8 protein-coding genes are annotated in these 15,963 nt (G+C 40.9%); all 8 read right to left on the bottom strand.

Annotated features, from left to right (window positions below; all coding sequences use genetic code 11):
- Positions 1–8 precede the first annotated feature (8 nt).
- On the bottom strand, positions 9–1,814 hold the full coding sequence (locus ACYVHJ_RS02350) for a helix-turn-helix domain-containing protein (protein WP_460512213.1): 1,806 nt from the start codon (positions 1,812–1,814) through the stop codon (positions 9–11).
- Between the two features lie 1,025 nt (positions 1,815–2,839).
- On the bottom strand, positions 2,840–3,790 hold the full coding sequence (locus ACYVHJ_RS02345) for a hypothetical protein (protein ID WP_460512211.1): 951 nt from the start codon (positions 3,788–3,790) through the stop codon (positions 2,840–2,842).
- A 908-nt stretch (positions 3,791–4,698) separates the two neighbouring features.
- Entirely contained in the window at positions 4,699–6,651 is a 1,953-nt protein-coding gene (locus tag ACYVHJ_RS02340; RefSeq protein WP_460512209.1) for a heparinase II/III family protein, read from the bottom strand.
- Positions 6,652–6,671: 20 nt separating this feature from the next.
- Complete coding sequence (locus ACYVHJ_RS02335; RefSeq protein ID WP_460512206.1) at positions 6,672–8,807, bottom strand: heparinase II/III family protein; 2,136 nt, start codon at positions 8,805–8,807, stop codon at positions 6,672–6,674.
- A gap of 19 nt (positions 8,808–8,826) precedes the next feature.
- Positions 8,827–10,311 carry a hypothetical protein gene (locus tag ACYVHJ_RS02330; protein ID WP_460512204.1) on the bottom strand — a complete coding sequence of 495 codons (1,485 nt, stop codon included), beginning with the start codon at positions 10,309–10,311 and terminating at the stop codon, positions 8,827–8,829.
- A gap of 58 nt (positions 10,312–10,369) precedes the next feature.
- Positions 10,370–11,782, bottom strand: coding sequence for a BNR repeat-containing protein (locus ACYVHJ_RS02325; protein ID WP_460512202.1), 1,413 nt, complete (start codon positions 11,780–11,782; stop codon positions 10,370–10,372).
- A 70-nt stretch (positions 11,783–11,852) separates the two neighbouring features.
- A complete protein-coding gene (locus ACYVHJ_RS02320) occupies positions 11,853–14,054 on the bottom strand; it encodes a polysaccharide lyase family 8 super-sandwich domain-containing protein (protein ID WP_460512200.1) in 2,202 nt (733 codons plus the stop codon).
- Positions 14,051–15,916, bottom strand: a complete 1,866-nt coding sequence (locus ACYVHJ_RS02315; protein WP_460512198.1) for a heparinase II/III domain-containing protein — start codon at positions 15,914–15,916, stop codon at positions 14,051–14,053. The genes ACYVHJ_RS02320 and ACYVHJ_RS02315 overlap by 4 nt, the downstream gene beginning before the upstream one ends.
- Positions 15,917–15,963: the final 47 nt, after the last annotated feature.

The raw sequence follows: 15,963 nt of genomic DNA, 5'->3' as shown, positions 1-15,963 counted from the left end.
TAATCAAGCTAAATTTGATTAGCCCTCAACCAAGCTTTTGGTGTCGTCCCTTCGATTTTTTTAAAGAAGGAATTGAATACTGTTTTAGAATTAAAGCCACTTTCATAGGCTAGTGCTAGAAGGGTAAGGTGGCTATTAGCAGGGTTTAAGGCATTCTCTTTAAAGTTCTCTACACGAAAACTATTGATGTATTCATTGAAGTTTTGCCCCATTCGTTCATTCAGCAACCAAGAAAGCTTGTTTCCGCTAATATTCACCTTTTCGGCCAGCTCTCTTAAAGATATAGATGGATTTTTAAACCATTTCTCTTCCTTCATCCCTTTGTCAAAAACTTTTAAAACTAGGTCGATTTCGGTAACCGACATTAGGGCTTTGGGAGCGGCAATGCGTTTTTGTTTTTCGGAATCAGTTGGTAATAAACTTACACCGAAAACAGCTTGTACCATATCCTGAAATCGCTGATACTGGTGTAAAGGTTTAAGCAAGGGAATATTCATGAAGTTTATAATTTGCCCTCTGCGCATTTTGATGTTTTCTTCCAAAAAGTCCAATGCCATTTCATGTTCCCCTAAATGGACCATCAAAAACAAGGGCCAGGCAAAAAGCGCCTCCCCAATTTCCTTTTTTATCATGAACTTCGCCCTGCTGATATCTACATCGATTTTATCCTCTGGATTGACCAATTTGTACAATACCCTGCATTCTTCCGCCCTCTCTGCCAAAGGGGTTTTATCTAAAAAGACAGTTAATTTTTCGTAATCTCCTGTTAAGATTAAGCACAGTTGTTTTAGCCCAATGGGATGTGTAAAATTGGGATTGATGCTTAATGATATTTCTATACATTCTAAAGCTTTCGTATATTCCTCATTTAAAAAATATATATTGGCTTTAGTAAAGTAGTGATTCGGGGATAAAGGGTTTATTTTTAAAATATTATCAGTATGGCGGAGTGCTTTTTCGAAATACCCTATCGCTGTATACAATTCACATAAACCCTCTTCTGCTTCTGTATAGGAAGGATTCAGTGCTATTGCTTGTTGAAAAACCTTTTGCCCGTTGATGAAGTCCCAATGCCCCCAAAAAAGTAGTGTTGCTTTGCCAAAATAACCTCTGTAGGATTGTTTGTCCAGATTAAAACCTTTGCTAAGGTTCGCTTCTGATAACCGTAATAATTCTTTATTATTTGTCCATGATCCATACATGGCATAACTGTACGCCAAGCCAAAATAAGGTAAAGCAAATAAGGGGTCTATGGTTACACATTGTTCATAGAGAGCTATTGAATTTACCATTCCTTGTCCATCCCACATTAAATGCTGGTGACGACCTTTAAGATAAAGGTCATAGGCCTCCATATTTTTAGTTGGTGCTTCAATTAAATGTTCCTGAATGTTGAGATGACCAAAATTTTCCCGGATCCGGTCAGCAATTTGTAAGCTTATTTCATCTTGGACTGCGAATATGTCCTCCAAATCTCGATCGAAATTTTTTGACCAGAAGTGAGTGCCATTATCTGTACTGATCAACTGCGCTGTAATACGGACCCTGTTTTTGGCTTTCCGAACGCTTCCCTCCAATACTGTACTCACCCCTAACTGATCACCAATAGTTCTTACATCCATATTTTTATTCTTAAATGCAAAAGAGGATGTGCGGGCAATGACTTTCAAGCCCTTTACCGTGGTCAAGGCGTTGATTATTTCTTCGGTAATGCCATCGCTAAAGTATTCGTTCTGCGGGTCGGTACTCATATTCACAAAAGGGAGAACCGCAATGGACTTATTGGATGATGATAGGGTCAGATGGTCGCTCATTTTCTACTACACTTTATGAGGGTTACTATGCACTGACATTAAATTTTATCATATTTCTTTTAATTGGCTACACCAACAGGGTACCTATTTTTAAAGAAAACAATATAAGGGCTATTAAAGCATGTTAAATTAACTGGACACCTAATGATGAACGAATCCTGCCAAGGTAGGAAGCCGGCAGTTTTTGCCATTTCATCCAACTTGTAATTTATGCGTTAGTTTTCAACCTTTTAAGCTATGAAAAAAAATGCAATCTATCATTGAGAAAGTCTGTAAAAGTGTGCTTAATTATGCTCTACAGCTCAAAAAGCTCCTTAGATCGATGACCAAATGAAGCAGTGGTAAAACCAGTTTCCCCGGCTGGGTGTAGCATCCTCTACTCCCTTTTATTCCTAACTTACTTTGAAGTCGAAATCTTTTGCCATTTGCAATGGCTTCTGAAGACCCCCTTTATGTAAACAAATGGACAAAATTTTGAATACTGTACTGAAATTGGAGACCCCATCCTAATCAACATTACACTCGGGTAGCATTCATTTGCAATTCATTCAAGTATAAACTATTTTTAGTTATGGGAGAGGCTTATCAAATAAGAGATCAGGAAATCGAGCCTGCCTGAGGCAGACAGGCATGACGAAATCGTCAGGGCAAAAAATGATTATTGTAGCGAGATTCCACCCCGATAAACCAGGGCAAGTTCTGACCTTTGAAAAACAGATGAAAATATGCTGGATTAGAAGGTTTGATAACCGTGGATCGGTAATTCCGTCCATTTCCAATTGCAAATTGGAAAGGATAGAAGGGTGTTTTGCAAACCTACACCCAGCTCACGAAGGCATAGACTACACCTAGGGGGGGATTAAAAGAGTAATCTTATCAAACTGCCAAGAAAGCAAGCCGAGTGGAATTGTTTATATTTAGAACAAACCAATTTTAATTGGCTTGCTGGTGTTTCTAAATTGTACTAAACTTTCGAACTGCTCATCAGCACCCATGAAATTTAGCGTTTGGTAGCGTTTCGTGCATTATTCATGATTTCTTTGTTCTTTAAATTCCACTTGCATAGTAGTAATATCAAGTACTTTATTTTGGTCTTCTTCTTTTTCTGATTTAATTCTTATACCAGATTGAAATTTAATTTCTACCAAAAAACGTTTTTCACGAGTTTCACCAAGTATATCTTTAAAGGATACATTTAAAAAGAGTTTTGGAAATTCAACAGGATTAAACATATCGTTAAAAACTTTCTTTCGTGCAAAATCTTCTAAAATTATTGAAGACATAAACCATTCAATATATAAATTTGGCATTCTTATTTTCACAACTGTTTCATTAGTTTTATATGGTAGAACAAAATCAATTGTATGATTCATTGAAATCATGTGAAATGGTCCCGTTATAGAACTCCCATCTAAACTATTATACTTTATGAACTTATTTTCAGGACCAAACGATACTTTAACAGTATCTGGGAAATTCTCATCAAAAAAGTGCTTAATTTTCTCTATATCACATTCCCAATAGCAATTAGTCCGTTTTGATATTTCTCCTCCAACATTAATCAACTCAGCAAATGCATCACTTCTTATTCCTTCTGAATACTCTTTGGTGTTGGTAAATAAATTTGGACATAACATTTTATCTTTAACTATTCCATAAATATAAATCTGAGTGTCTTTAACAAACAAGTCGGGTTTATATGATAGCTCCAACTGTTTAATTAGCAGATTTCTTGTTTGTTTCAATTCTTCACGTTGACTATTATAGGTCAACCAAACTATAATAGTTGCCACAATGGTAAATATGGTTCCTGATACACCTCCTATAAAATCTCCAAAAATGCCAAAATATTCTTTATCAACTTCCGAAAACCAATGAATATGTCCATTAATCCAGAAATTAATAAATGTTAATACAATTGTCAAAAGACCTAGTATTAATAGGATCAATAGTAAAATTTTTATTGTTTTATTCATAGTTAATTTAATAACCCTAATTCATTTATCTTAAAGAACGAACGCTAACAATTGTATATAATCAAGCCTCCCTAAAAGTTACATATATATATCTATTATATTCCCCTAAACTAACTAAAAACTTATAAATAAAAAAGCCCTTTACAGCCATTAAAAAGGGGTTTTTTACAGAAAAATGAACCGAAGCACCAAATTCCTCCAAAGCGTTTGTTAAATGTTTGCTTCCATATTCGCAAGATTTACCCCCAAATAGTCAATTGCCCTACTATTACCTTGTAATCTCCTAACTGCTGATTCTCTAGTGATTTTAACCCTATATAAGAGCGCTCAGAAAATCCTGTAATGATCCGAGTTTAATTAAAAAAACCAATGCAAACCATCATTTACTGTAATGCTTTAATTTAAACCTTCTCTCTTGTCAGTTTTTGGTCAAATGATTTGGTTAAAAATTAAAAAATACTGCCAAAAAGGCGGAAATTTCCGGCTAAAAGGTTCAATTACCCACTTTATAACTGGAATTTTGAAGTAAATAACTGCAATGGGTAGGTTCTGAAGTATCCTGGCTTCGACAGGCTCAGCCACCGAGAGGGATTCCTACGGCTTCGACAAGCTCAGCCTCCGGTAAGATTCTCTCTAACACTGGTCCAAGTTTAACGTAGTGTAACTTGGACCTACAATGCTGAAAGTTTTCAACTTTCTTAAATATCAATCCGGTTTGAATTTATCGGGTAAGTATTAAACGTTCTTCGATTCCTAAGGCTTCGACAAGCTCAGCCTCCGGGAGGGAATTCCTACGGCTTTGACAGGCTCAGCCTCCAAAGCAGAGGGGTTAAGTAAGCCTAAAAAAAAATAAGCGTGAATCCTATCCACGCTTATTTCTTTTTTGTGACCCTTTGGGCTATTGAGGTTTATTGCTTGCTGATGGTAAAATCCATCTTGCCGGCCTGTACATTGCCATTGCTTGTAAGGTTGATTCGGTACATTTCTTGTCCCCACTTGCTTGCTACGCCTTCATCTTCTGGTAAATCAAAAGGCATTTTCTCTACTGCTACCTCCATGTCATTTGGATTGTAATGGATTTCAAATGGTGACACCTTTCCGTCTTTGCCCTTATAGGCAATGGAGATTAGACCGGGTTTGACCACCTCTACAGGATAAACGGTCATCAGGTGTTGGATAATCTCTCCGGCCTGGGATAGCTTGTAGGAATCTTTTACCGTTACCCTCTTTCCGCGGTTTAGCGCAAGGTCTCGCTGCCAGGAAACCAGACCTGCGGCTTCGGGATAGGACTCGCTAATACCCAAAGTCATGGATGAACTTCTTTTATTGGCTTCATATGACACCTTGCTGGCCTGGTAGGCCCTACCGGCTTTTTGGGTTACTCCATTGATAGTAGGCAGGTTGTGGTAATCAGAACGGTTGAACCAAATGGAGTACCGCTCCCCACTGAAGGTCCTTCGGGTATAGGTGCCACTTCCAACATCGATTAGTACAGGAAGCCCATCGTAAAACACTACATAGTTTCCGATATCATTGTGGTTGTGGCTTTCATCATTGTGCCCACCCTTTGCTGCTAGAAAAAAGCCATCTGAACTTCCTTCCTGGTCTCTGGCTACCATTACCTGAATGTCTTTTAGCCAAACATCTTTAGGCAAGGGAAGCCCCTTTTCTGCATGGTCCAATTCTTCCTGCATAAACACTTCAAAGAAATGCCTGAAATAATGAAACCTTGGCAGGGCCTTTTCATTTTGGTCTATATAGTAGGCTCCAAACTTCATCATGTCCGGATCCTCAATGGCCTTGCCATACCTGTAAATCATGGCTGCTGCCATTTTTGGTTTGGGACTTGCATCCGCAAAATTCAAGAAATAATCTTTGCTGATCTGCGCCCTATAAATAAAGCGCCCCATATTTTTTACCTTTTCATCTTCGAAAGCAAACTGAAAAGCACCGTCAGTAGCCTCATTCAATAAGGAAAGGTTATCAAACAAAGAAGCCGCAGCAGCGCCCCAATACCCCGGTCCTTCATCACAACCTCCATCTTCAGGATAGGGTGTCAAAAACTCGTCCAGCACTTGGATGGCTTTATTAATATGGGCTACTCTTTTTTCCTCATCATCCTCCAGCAATAAGGCTGCATTGATCCAGTTGGAGCAAATCCATGGATTCCAGTTGTTAGGTGGTCTTCCATTTTCATTGGCAGCCATCCAACCGTGATGTTTGTTCATCAAAGGTTCAAAAATTCTATAGTTGGTTTCATACCGGATTCTTTTTCTTATCTGCGGGGAAATCTCATCAAATTTATCTCCCAAAAAGTAATCTGCCCAAGCCAAATAAGTGGCCGTTTCGGCGGCAAATAAGTCTACAAATGGCTTGGACACATCCATCAAACCGGAGTATTCATCCGATTTTGGCAAATGGGCAGGTACTCCCCAAAAAGATTCTTCGCAAATGGACCAGACGCCATTGACTATGGGATCAATAAACCTCCCTTTGTTTTCATAAAGCTCCGCCAAAATCATGGCGCCTAAAACCCTCCTTTTTTCAAAGGTGATGTCTTGGTATTCTGTTCGGTTTCCATTTCTGTGAATTAACAAAGACTTGGTGGCAGGAATATAAGGCCAGGAATAATCGATATGCTCATTGGCATAATCAAGGAAAAACTCCATTTGCTCTTTGTCCGCCTTGCTCCAGGCTTCCCTATTGGCCAATGCCGGAAATGGTTGCCAATCTTTCATTGGAATCAATACTTCTGCAAGCTCTTGTTCACTGTACTTGCTACTGACCAGATGCTGGCCGAGCAAATTTGCGGATAATAAAATCCCTGAAATAAGCAGGAATAGGTGTTTTGTTTTACTCATTTTTTTGTGGGTTTATTCAATTACTTATAATACAGCCTGTGCGATCCCTCTGGTAAAAGGATTTTCATCCATCCATCCTCGGTCTCCGGCCGTTCTATTAATTTATCGTCAATGTATAGTCTTTTCGAAGTTTTATTTTTTAAATAAATGGCTGTTTTTTCCCTAGCAATGACACTTATAAATCGATGATTCATCCATAAGGTAAGCTTTTGATCTGCTTTAAATTCCAGCTCTCCATCAGAAAAATCTGTGGCATTTTTAACGAATATAAAATTGCTCGCTCCGGCTATTTCTCTATGGATAAAGAAATCTCCCTGAAAGTGAAACTTATCAAAGGAAATGGTACGATCCGGTGTATGGCTGTTCAAAACAAGGTCCTCTGCCCCATCCTTATGTTGTATTAAATGGGCATCATAGGTAGCCTGCAAACTTGGCTGAAGCTGCATGCCTTTGTCCGGTTCAGCCAGAGGGTTTAATAAAGTCACAATATTTTTCTTGCCTGATTCCTCCGGGGAATAAATGGCTTCCAATCTGGAATGCTTTGGGTGATTGGGATACCTTGAGGGGATGGCAGAGGCCACCAGGCTTTGGTTGACCTGCGCTGGGCTTGTAAGGTAATGAATACCCAAGGCAGTTCCTGTTACAGTGGGAAAATGATCGATAGCAGCCCGATAAGATTCATTCACTGAAAGGGTATCAATATGACTTTCATTGGCCGGATGCAGGTAAGAAACGATCTTTTGCCCTTCTTTTACCTCCACCTCATCCAAAAGGAGTAGGTATGCTTTTGACGTAGGAGTTTTGTGCATTAATATCATGCTACGGTTGTGAACAGCGGAAGGAAGGGCAGGCCCGGCATTCCCCATGGCATAATCAAAATCTTGTCGGCTAATGTGCTCCACAATTCCATTTCCTAATCGGGAATCATGGTCTTTTCCATCTATGGTAAGGGTATTGTTTAAAGCGGCAGACCGGGTGGGCTCCCCTAGTCTACCTCCATTAACCAAAAGCCTGTTCCCCATTCCAGATAAGGCCAAACCATTGGTTTCCTGATGGGTATGCCATTCATCCTGGCTTTTTATATTGTAAAGGACCGCATGCATACCCAGGGAATCATTGGGGCTTTCCCTGAGAAAAGCTCCGCCATTTTCGTACACAGTACTTTGGGGAGATCTTGGATAGGGCAATTTTTTTCGCGGTAGCAAATAGGAAATGATATGTCCCCTTTTCTTGTCATGCTCGTGAAACCAGGAGGCATAAGAAGCCGCCAATTCATCAAAATTACCTACCCTGGCATGTAATAAATCATTATTCAAGGTTTGACTGGGTAGCATGTCTCCTATGATGGCCATCTCTTTGTTGTTGTTTACACTGGCACTAAAGAGCCATCGGTGGTACTTTTGCAGTCTTTCATTGGCATAATACCTTTGATCTATCCCGGTAAATTCCAGTACATCCATATAGCCGGCTTTGGAAATGCGGCTGTCCCCACCTCCTACTCTTTCCCAAGCGTAATGGATGGTGACCGGTGACACGCCATCAGGGGTTATTTGATGCATAATCCCTTTAAAATAAGCATCATCAGGCTCGGTTCGCACCCCTTTGTAAATGTCCCAAGTCCCATGCGTACCTAGCCTTACATCTGCCCAACTGCCTTTGCGGTTGATCTTGGAAAGCTGTGATTCAATCAACTTTTCGCAGGCAAGGATTTCTTCTTTGGATAAGTCATTGTACACGATATCTAGGGCAAGTATGGCTACAAAAAACGAACTCATGGGAGGCACTACGCCACCCCAATCCCTTTTTTCTGTAAGCGTCAAATTTGAATAACCATTTAAGATAAGGGCTTTGACTCTTTGGGCATATCTGGCTTTGTCTTTAGGGTAGAGGATATAAGATAGAGCCACAGCCCCCATATAATCCTGTAAATCATAGGCTCCGGAAATGGGTTGATTGAAACCTTCCTCGGTGATCTTCAAAGCATCCTCAGCCATGGACTTCCAGGGTTCATAATATGCTTTTTCTCTGAGTGCCTTAAACTGATCTTGGGTTACGATTAGAAAAGGATGGCTAAGGGATTGGGCAAAAACCGAAGACCTCTCCAACATTAAAAAAATGCTAAGTGTTACAGTTAAGGTTAACTTGAATTTATTCATTGATTTAAAAATTAGGTATTTAATCCAAATTTAATGTGTAAAGCGCCAAAAGACGCTGCATAAAAGCAGGCCCTCCTGTTATGGTTTCATAGTGTTCATGCTTACTGGTGGCTTTTGGTAAAGGACTGTTCTCATCCAAAAAAAGCCTTATGCCCATTTGGGCAAAAAAATCAGCTCGCTCCTTGTATGCTTTATTTCCTGTCAACTGAAATAAGGTGCTCATAAGTTGTATTACATCCGCAAAAGCATCCGGATTCTGAGGTACAGACAAATCAGGACTTGCTTTCAGGTATTGATCAGCGGCAGCAATTATCATAGATTTATATTGGTCGGCAATTTTTGAATAATAAGGCAAAAGTTGCTCGTATCTTTGGTACAAGAGATTGGCCGTTCCGGCATGCGTTCCATAGCCATAACCAGTCGCCCAGGTTTGGGTATAAGGCTTGTTCATGGATCGGTTTCTGGGCGCTCCGGTTTCCGAATGCAAGGTTACCGCAAAGCCACCTCCACCTAGAATTTGGTGGGCTGCAGCTAGAAAATCGGTATCCTGTTTCAATGCTAAATCCAACACCCTCTGTTTCAAGGGTTCATTTAAATGTTTGGCAGCTTCAAAAAGACATCTTGCCAACTCTAAATTACTGGTGGGCCAGACATAATCAGCCCCTCTCAGAGCCGGAAGGTACCCGGTGGCAGTTTGTTGACTGTTTTCTTCCATTCTCCGAACCAAAACCTCTATGGCTTCCAGCAGTTCTTCCCTTCTTGGTCGATTTAAATTCTCTTTACGCCCCAGGGCTATTGCCCATCTTTCTATCATTTGGCCGGCATACCTAGGAAAGTCAGAACCTTTTTCCGGGCCATGAGCGGAATAGGTAGCATGCCTGCTAAAATCACCTGTGCTTTTGTTTTGGATTTGATGGTCCCACTCCCCAATCGCAAAGCGCCAACTGGCTTCAGGACTCAATTGGTAGCTTTTATCCCAAAAAGGCCAAACATTGGCCTCATGGTAATCTTTAGCCACAAACCCACACTTTTCTTTTTTAAAATCCCAAAACAAATGCTCCCCCCAAGCCAATAAACCTGTTGTTTCACTTTGGCAGTGGTCGAAGAAATAGCCTATGGCCCGGTCTGCCTCAGCGGCATATTTGGGATCTCCGGTAATGGTTGTGAGTTCATAAAGGATTTCATACAAGCCAATTTCCCATAGGGGATTGGAGCCTCCAAGCGACCTGTCTGTTTCTCTAATCCCATCTATGCTTCCAAAAACATCAACATTAGCTATTTCCATGGACTTTCTGTCCAAAGCTGAAGCAAATAACGGAGAGCTTATCTCTCCGTAACGATCTCTTCCGCGGGAAATCATTTCATCTGCATAAGCTTTTACTCTTAATAGGTAATTCTCCTCCTTCGATGCATTGCCATTTACCTGTCCCATCCCTTCAGTAAAGCTATTGCAAATAAAAACCAGTAAAAGGAGTAAGTATTTAATGGATTTAGGGTTAATCATTTTTTTATTAGTAAAGGTTAAAGGAAGGATAAGCCATTACAATTATTTTTTTTATGAATCACTCCATTTCGTACAGATACAGTACCGAAGGTTTGGGCCAGGGTTTTGGATAGGCCCTGTCTCGGTTTGGAGGTAGGGTTTCCCATTTTAAACGGTAGGTTTTGCCATTTTCCGGCGTTCCCAGGTCTTTGGTACTTCTTATTTCCAAACCCTCAAAGTCGCCTTCAAGCTCCAGATCAGCACCAAAGCTATCGGGTTTCAATACCTCACCAATGGTATTTAAATCCTTGTCGAGTAGCAATACTCCTTCACCATATTTTATGTGCTGGTAACCCAATTCATAGTTCCCGTCTTCCCTCCGATTAAAGTCTCCCAACCGCACCTCAGAGGGAATACTGCCACGACCGGAAAACTCCCAGCGGTAATCCCAATCGGTTACTTGTTTGGCTTTCCAGGCATCCTCTTCGATCCTGCTGACGTAAAACTGCAGGTTACCTTCATCATCGTATTTATGAAAGGCCATCAAAGGTTTATTGTTTTCATCCAGGCATAACTTTGCTGCCAAATTGATGATCCCTCCTTTGGGCGGTACCGGGTCCACTATCACTGATTGCTGATCAATGGTAACAGGTACGGTTAGTTTATTGCCAAATGCATCGTACCAATTTTTCATATCAGGGCTTTTGATATAGGAAAGGTCATGATTGGTTTCACAATCAGGTGTATCCCTCCATACCCAATACATATGGTACCAATTGTCCTCTCTTAAAGAAGGTTGAGAGGCATAGGCATTCATCTCTCCCTGTCCATCTGTCAGGGGACTGTCTAGCAAACGTGTCCATTCCTTAGAAGCTACATCGTAAATATTGTAAATCTCATTGCCATTGCCACTTCCCCCGTCTCTGTAGTGAAACAATAGATGCCCTTCCCTGTCTTTCATAAAGTGAGGGTAAGTACATCGCTTTTCGTTTTCGCCTACCATTTTCATTTCTTGCTTCAGGCTGCTGATATCATTGGGCTTTCTACCTCTGAAATAAGTGATAGGATGCACATGCATGTTGCCGGCCAGGTGTAAATACCCTTCTGAATCAATGCCTATGGTAACCGAATTGTGGCTGTCCCAGCCAAGTAGGGTACTGGTCCCCTGCCCTTCTTCCCTATCGAATACAGGCAATTGGTACAGTTCAAATTGATCCTCATCAAGATTTCTCTGCCCTACTGTCATGTGCCTGTCTTTGTTGTAATAGGCAATGTATTGACGGTTTTTATGGGTTAGCATGGAAAAGCCTACCCTATGACCTGCCCAGACACTGTCAACAGGGATGACTTTACTTAGGTTAAGTTTTTGATCTCGTTCATCGATTACAATGGGCTCATTCGATGTTTCCTGACTCTTTTGATGGCATGAAACCAAAGCCAAAAACACAAGCCCCACAAGACATAAATTGACACGCATTATCCGATTCATCATTTGTTTATTATCTTAAATTTAAGCAGTATCTAGTTTAGGGTTGTTTAAAGGATACTGGAAATGTTACGTTTTAATCTCCTAAAATCACACTACTTCCGGCAAATTCACCTTCCGGAAGTTGTACCGTCACTTTACTGATCCAATGTTCAGCATCCCATTCTACCTGTTGCTTATTCCCTTGTAGATTCAGTTTACTGTTTAATTGAAAGTGCATTTTGTCTAATTTCCGACTGGGATCGGAGACGGCCATTTTCACTATATTTTGATCATCTAAGTGAAGCAAAACCAATCCCGGACCATCCATGGTTAATTCTAATCCATCTCCCAGATCAAGTTTACCTGCTTTGTAAAAATTAGCCTGCACCTGTAACAACTGTTTGTGCCGCACAGCCTGCAGAGCAGGAGTATTGGACAAAATTTCAATTTGGTCTTCAATTTGATAAGCCTTGGTTTCTTCCAAGCCGGCATTAGGTAATATCAGGTAAGCATAACTTGCCTGCTTGACATTATTCCCATGGTTTACCCAAAGGCTAAAAACATCTTTGGTTACATCTTCCCGGGGTGCCCTTGTTTGCTGGTTAATAGTAGTCCAATTTCCGGTGACCTCTCCGAAAGACAGTTCTACCTCCTGAGGTGCTAACATAAAATAGCCTACTCGATCATGGTAAATCCAGTCCAAGTCTTTAAGCTCATGCTTCCCGCGCTCTAAAATTTTTGTTTCCTGACCTACTTTTGCATGAACCTCTCCTTGGAGCAGCAATTGATTTAAGGTAGTAAAAACCGCTTGTTTACCTTTAGCGTTTATTCCTGCTCCCAAACAAACGTATTCCTTGTCAAAGAAGAACCAACTCTTCTTGGCTTTTAAGGGATCAAGGGGACTGATAAAATCAAAAGCTACACTTCCATATAAATCATCTGTAACCGCTCCCACAAAATCTGTATAGCCGGGTTTTTGAATTTGATCCGGACCCGGAAGCCTTTCCTTTTGCAGAATGGTTGCCCCGGGAATTTTCTGAAAATCCATAACCGGAAAAATATCAAAATATTCTTTTCCTGTGATAGAAAGGTGATTGGTGCCATCTCCTCTGTGATGGTTTTTCAATCCTTCACTATTATAGGGAACCTCCATATTGTCATTTCTGGTGGAAAACATTCTTACAGAAGTAAAATAGTCCGGCCGCTGAAAGGTGAAGAATTCCGTCTGCCAAAAGTACTTGGCATAGGACAGGGACGCATATTGAATACCTTCTTCTCGAATCTTTACAATTTCTTCCAAATCAACTTTTCGGTAATCAGTGGCCTGAAGTAATTTTCTTGGCGTTTTGGCATCCAGACCTCGAAGAGCACCGGGTCGGGCAATACTCCTGTTTTTTGCACCTGCCTCTAAATATTTTCCGTAAGCCAGGTTTTTACTGATTCCATCTAAATAATAGTCAACCAAAATGGCTACTTTATCAGAAGAAAATGCGTACCGAGTGTCTGCAGTATATACAAGCCATTCTACAAAAGCATCTGCATAGCCTAAACCGTAGGAACTTGTATTGTTTACCCGATCTACCCGATGGTGAAAACTAAAGTCTCTCTGAAGACCTCGGCTACCTGTAGAGAACTTAATTTCTCCTTCAATAACTTTTAAAACAGCTTCGAATTTTTCTTTCTCCCCTAAAAACAGAAGGTTTTTTGCCAAAATACCGGCAATTTTTATTCGATCCCCACTGGGTCTTGCTCCTGAAGCATTGAGATGGGCCCTGCCAATAATGGGTTGGGCGGCTTTTACCAGTTCTTCCGGTAATTCATCTCCTAACAATAACATAACGGCCACCAGATTATTAGGTGTTCCTATTTGATTGTGCCACCAATTGTCGCAGAAGTAATCATTTTCTACCCAATGAGCCAAGGCATCCGTAACTGCCTGTTTTACTTTTGGACTTCCTATATACTTGGAATTTGGCTGTCTATAGGCTTTTGCTAAAGTCACCATATTTCCTGTGTGGAAATAATGTTCAAAGCCTGTTCTCGATACATCTTGGTAATTGATACCGGGCCAGGTTCCGTCAGGATTTTGAGAAGTAAGCAACTCTTCTATCGCCTCCGCATTCACCTCGGATGCCAGGTACTCAGCCACTACCCTCTCCTTCACCAGATCAAAATCTGTGGATGCAGGAATGGCGAGCGCATAGTCCGTCAGTAAGAAAAAGAGGAAGGCCCCTAAAAAAAGATTACTGCCAAAGGAGGATAATCTTCCTTTGGCAGTTGAGTTATATGTTATCACAATGCTTTTAATCTAACCTTGATTTTCTCCGTATTATTTTCAATCAAATAAGCGGGAATCCTAATTTCCAGTCTTTTTAACCCTTCAATTTGCCTGTCTAGCTCAAGCGGGGCCGGGTCGAGTGAGATAACGGATACCATGATTTCGGGATGAGAGAGGTTCTCCAACTTAATCTTTTTCCCGGCCTGGCTTAGGATGGCACCACCATCCACTATGCTAACATCCGCTTGGGTCATCATTTGCCAGGTGATCATTTTGGTATGCACATTGGTTTCAATCTGATCTTCGATGACCAATGAATGATTGTCAGGTTTGATAAATGTTCTGGTAGCCTTTCTCAATTTGTTACCAAAAACAGGTGTCAAATCAAAAGAAGCTTCAGGCTGGTCTCCATCTTTTACATCGAGCATTTTGGCAAAACCATCATTTACATGGAGTTCACCATTGACGGTCAATGTGCTGTGTCCATAATTATTTTTTGTCAACAATGTCCACCTTTCACATTCCTGACAAGAATTCCAAAGGTCAAAACCTGTTTGCTCCAAGGCATTATAGCCCTGGTTACCAGGATCAATGCTCCATCGAACACCATTCAGCTCCCAGATAAATGAGCCCGCATCCAAATTACCATGTGAAACGGTACCTTTGCCGCCTTTTCCTCCAAAGTAGTAGCCTTCTCCATCACGCATGATTACAATGGGGTTTTTACCATCTCCTTTGTAAACAAGTGGTAATTCCGCTTCATCAGTTTTTTCAAATTGTGCCAACCACACCAATCCGGCTCCTGCAATCCTGTGAAGCTTTCCAAAATCAGCCACCGGTTGAGTGAATTTATCATCTTCTATATACAGGGAATTCCCACTCTGGGTAGCAAACCAAGCTAAAATTATATCGCCAGCATTACTGTGACGATCTCCACAATCTGCATAATTGTAATAGTTGCCGGATGGGGCAACTGTCAATTTCCTGAAATCGGCACTTTCTTTAAAGGCAGGGTAATCACCAATACCGAAATCGGTACCAAAAGCTGTTTTTAGCATGGCAGAGGTAAGTACTGTAAAAGCAGTACCATATCCCCAATAAGTGGAACCTTCAGGATAAGCCCCATCCGGTCCGTATTGCATCAAGCCATTAGGAATTCCATCCAGTGAACGGTGAATGGTTTTGGCTGCCAATTCTATGTCTTGATCAGCAATCACAATAGCGGCTGCAATCATCCCTGCGTTACACACTTGGTTCCAGTTGTTGGTGCCATACATTCTTGCTTTACTCCCATTCCAACTAGGAGCGATTCCTTTTTCGATCAAAGCCTCTTTTGCTAGCTTTACCGTAGCATCCGGTAAGTCATCTCCTACCCAGTCTACTGCCAGGGCAACAGCCGTCGCCATCTCGGCCACATCAAGAAAATGGGATGGGTTCCAATCAGAAAAATTGCTTACAGCGATAACTTCCTCATTTATCTTATCAAGGTATTTCTTGTCCTTTTCGATGATATAAGCAATTCCCAATACATTGACACGGTGCAGCATGTCTCTTGAGGTACGCAATAGCCTACGCCCAATTACATTTCTTGTAAGTACAGGTTCAGTAATTACTTTGTCTGCATTTGCCTTCAAGGCTTGGTAATAGTTGTCCACTAACGGGTCACTCTTTATCTTACGCTTAAGGTTTCTTTCAAGTGCCGAGGTAAGGGCCAATTTAGGGCCTGACTTTTTCAGGTGCCGCTTTAGGTAGTTTACAGTTATCGGGTTCTCCAATTTCACCGTATCCATCGCGGCATCCTCGGGAACTGCAGCCATAAGTGGACTCAAAAGCAGGGCTGTAATCATCAGCAATTGAAGGGTAATTAATTTTATTTTCATGGTACTAAAAATTATCATAAAGTTTATCTATTTCTATTGGTTATGAT

The organism is Cyclobacterium sediminis, from assembly GCF_054781075.1.
Note: the sequence above shows the minus strand (reverse complement) of the source record. Positions and strands in the feature narration are given on the sequence as shown.

Coding starts and splice junctions, on each gene's coding strand:
- ACYVHJ_RS02350 (WP_460512213.1), bottom strand. CDS start 1,814: ATGAGCGACCATCTGACCCTATCATCATCCAATAAGTCCATTGCGGTT.
- ACYVHJ_RS02345 (WP_460512211.1), bottom strand. CDS start 3,790: ATGAATAAAACAATAAAAATTTTACTATTGATCCTATTAATACTAGGT.
- ACYVHJ_RS02340 (WP_460512209.1), bottom strand. CDS start 6,651: ATGAGTAAAACAAAACACCTATTCCTGCTTATTTCAGGGATTTTATTA.
- ACYVHJ_RS02335 (WP_460512206.1), bottom strand. CDS start 8,807: ATGAATAAATTCAAGTTAACCTTAACTGTAACACTTAGCATTTTTTTA.
- ACYVHJ_RS02330 (WP_460512204.1), bottom strand. CDS start 10,311: ATGATTAACCCTAAATCCATTAAATACTTACTCCTTTTACTGGTTTTT.
- ACYVHJ_RS02325 (WP_460512202.1), bottom strand. CDS start 11,782: ATGATGAATCGGATAATGCGTGTCAATTTATGTCTTGTGGGGCTTGTG.
- ACYVHJ_RS02315 (WP_460512198.1), bottom strand. CDS start 15,916: ATGAAAATAAAATTAATTACCCTTCAATTGCTGATGATTACAGCCCTG.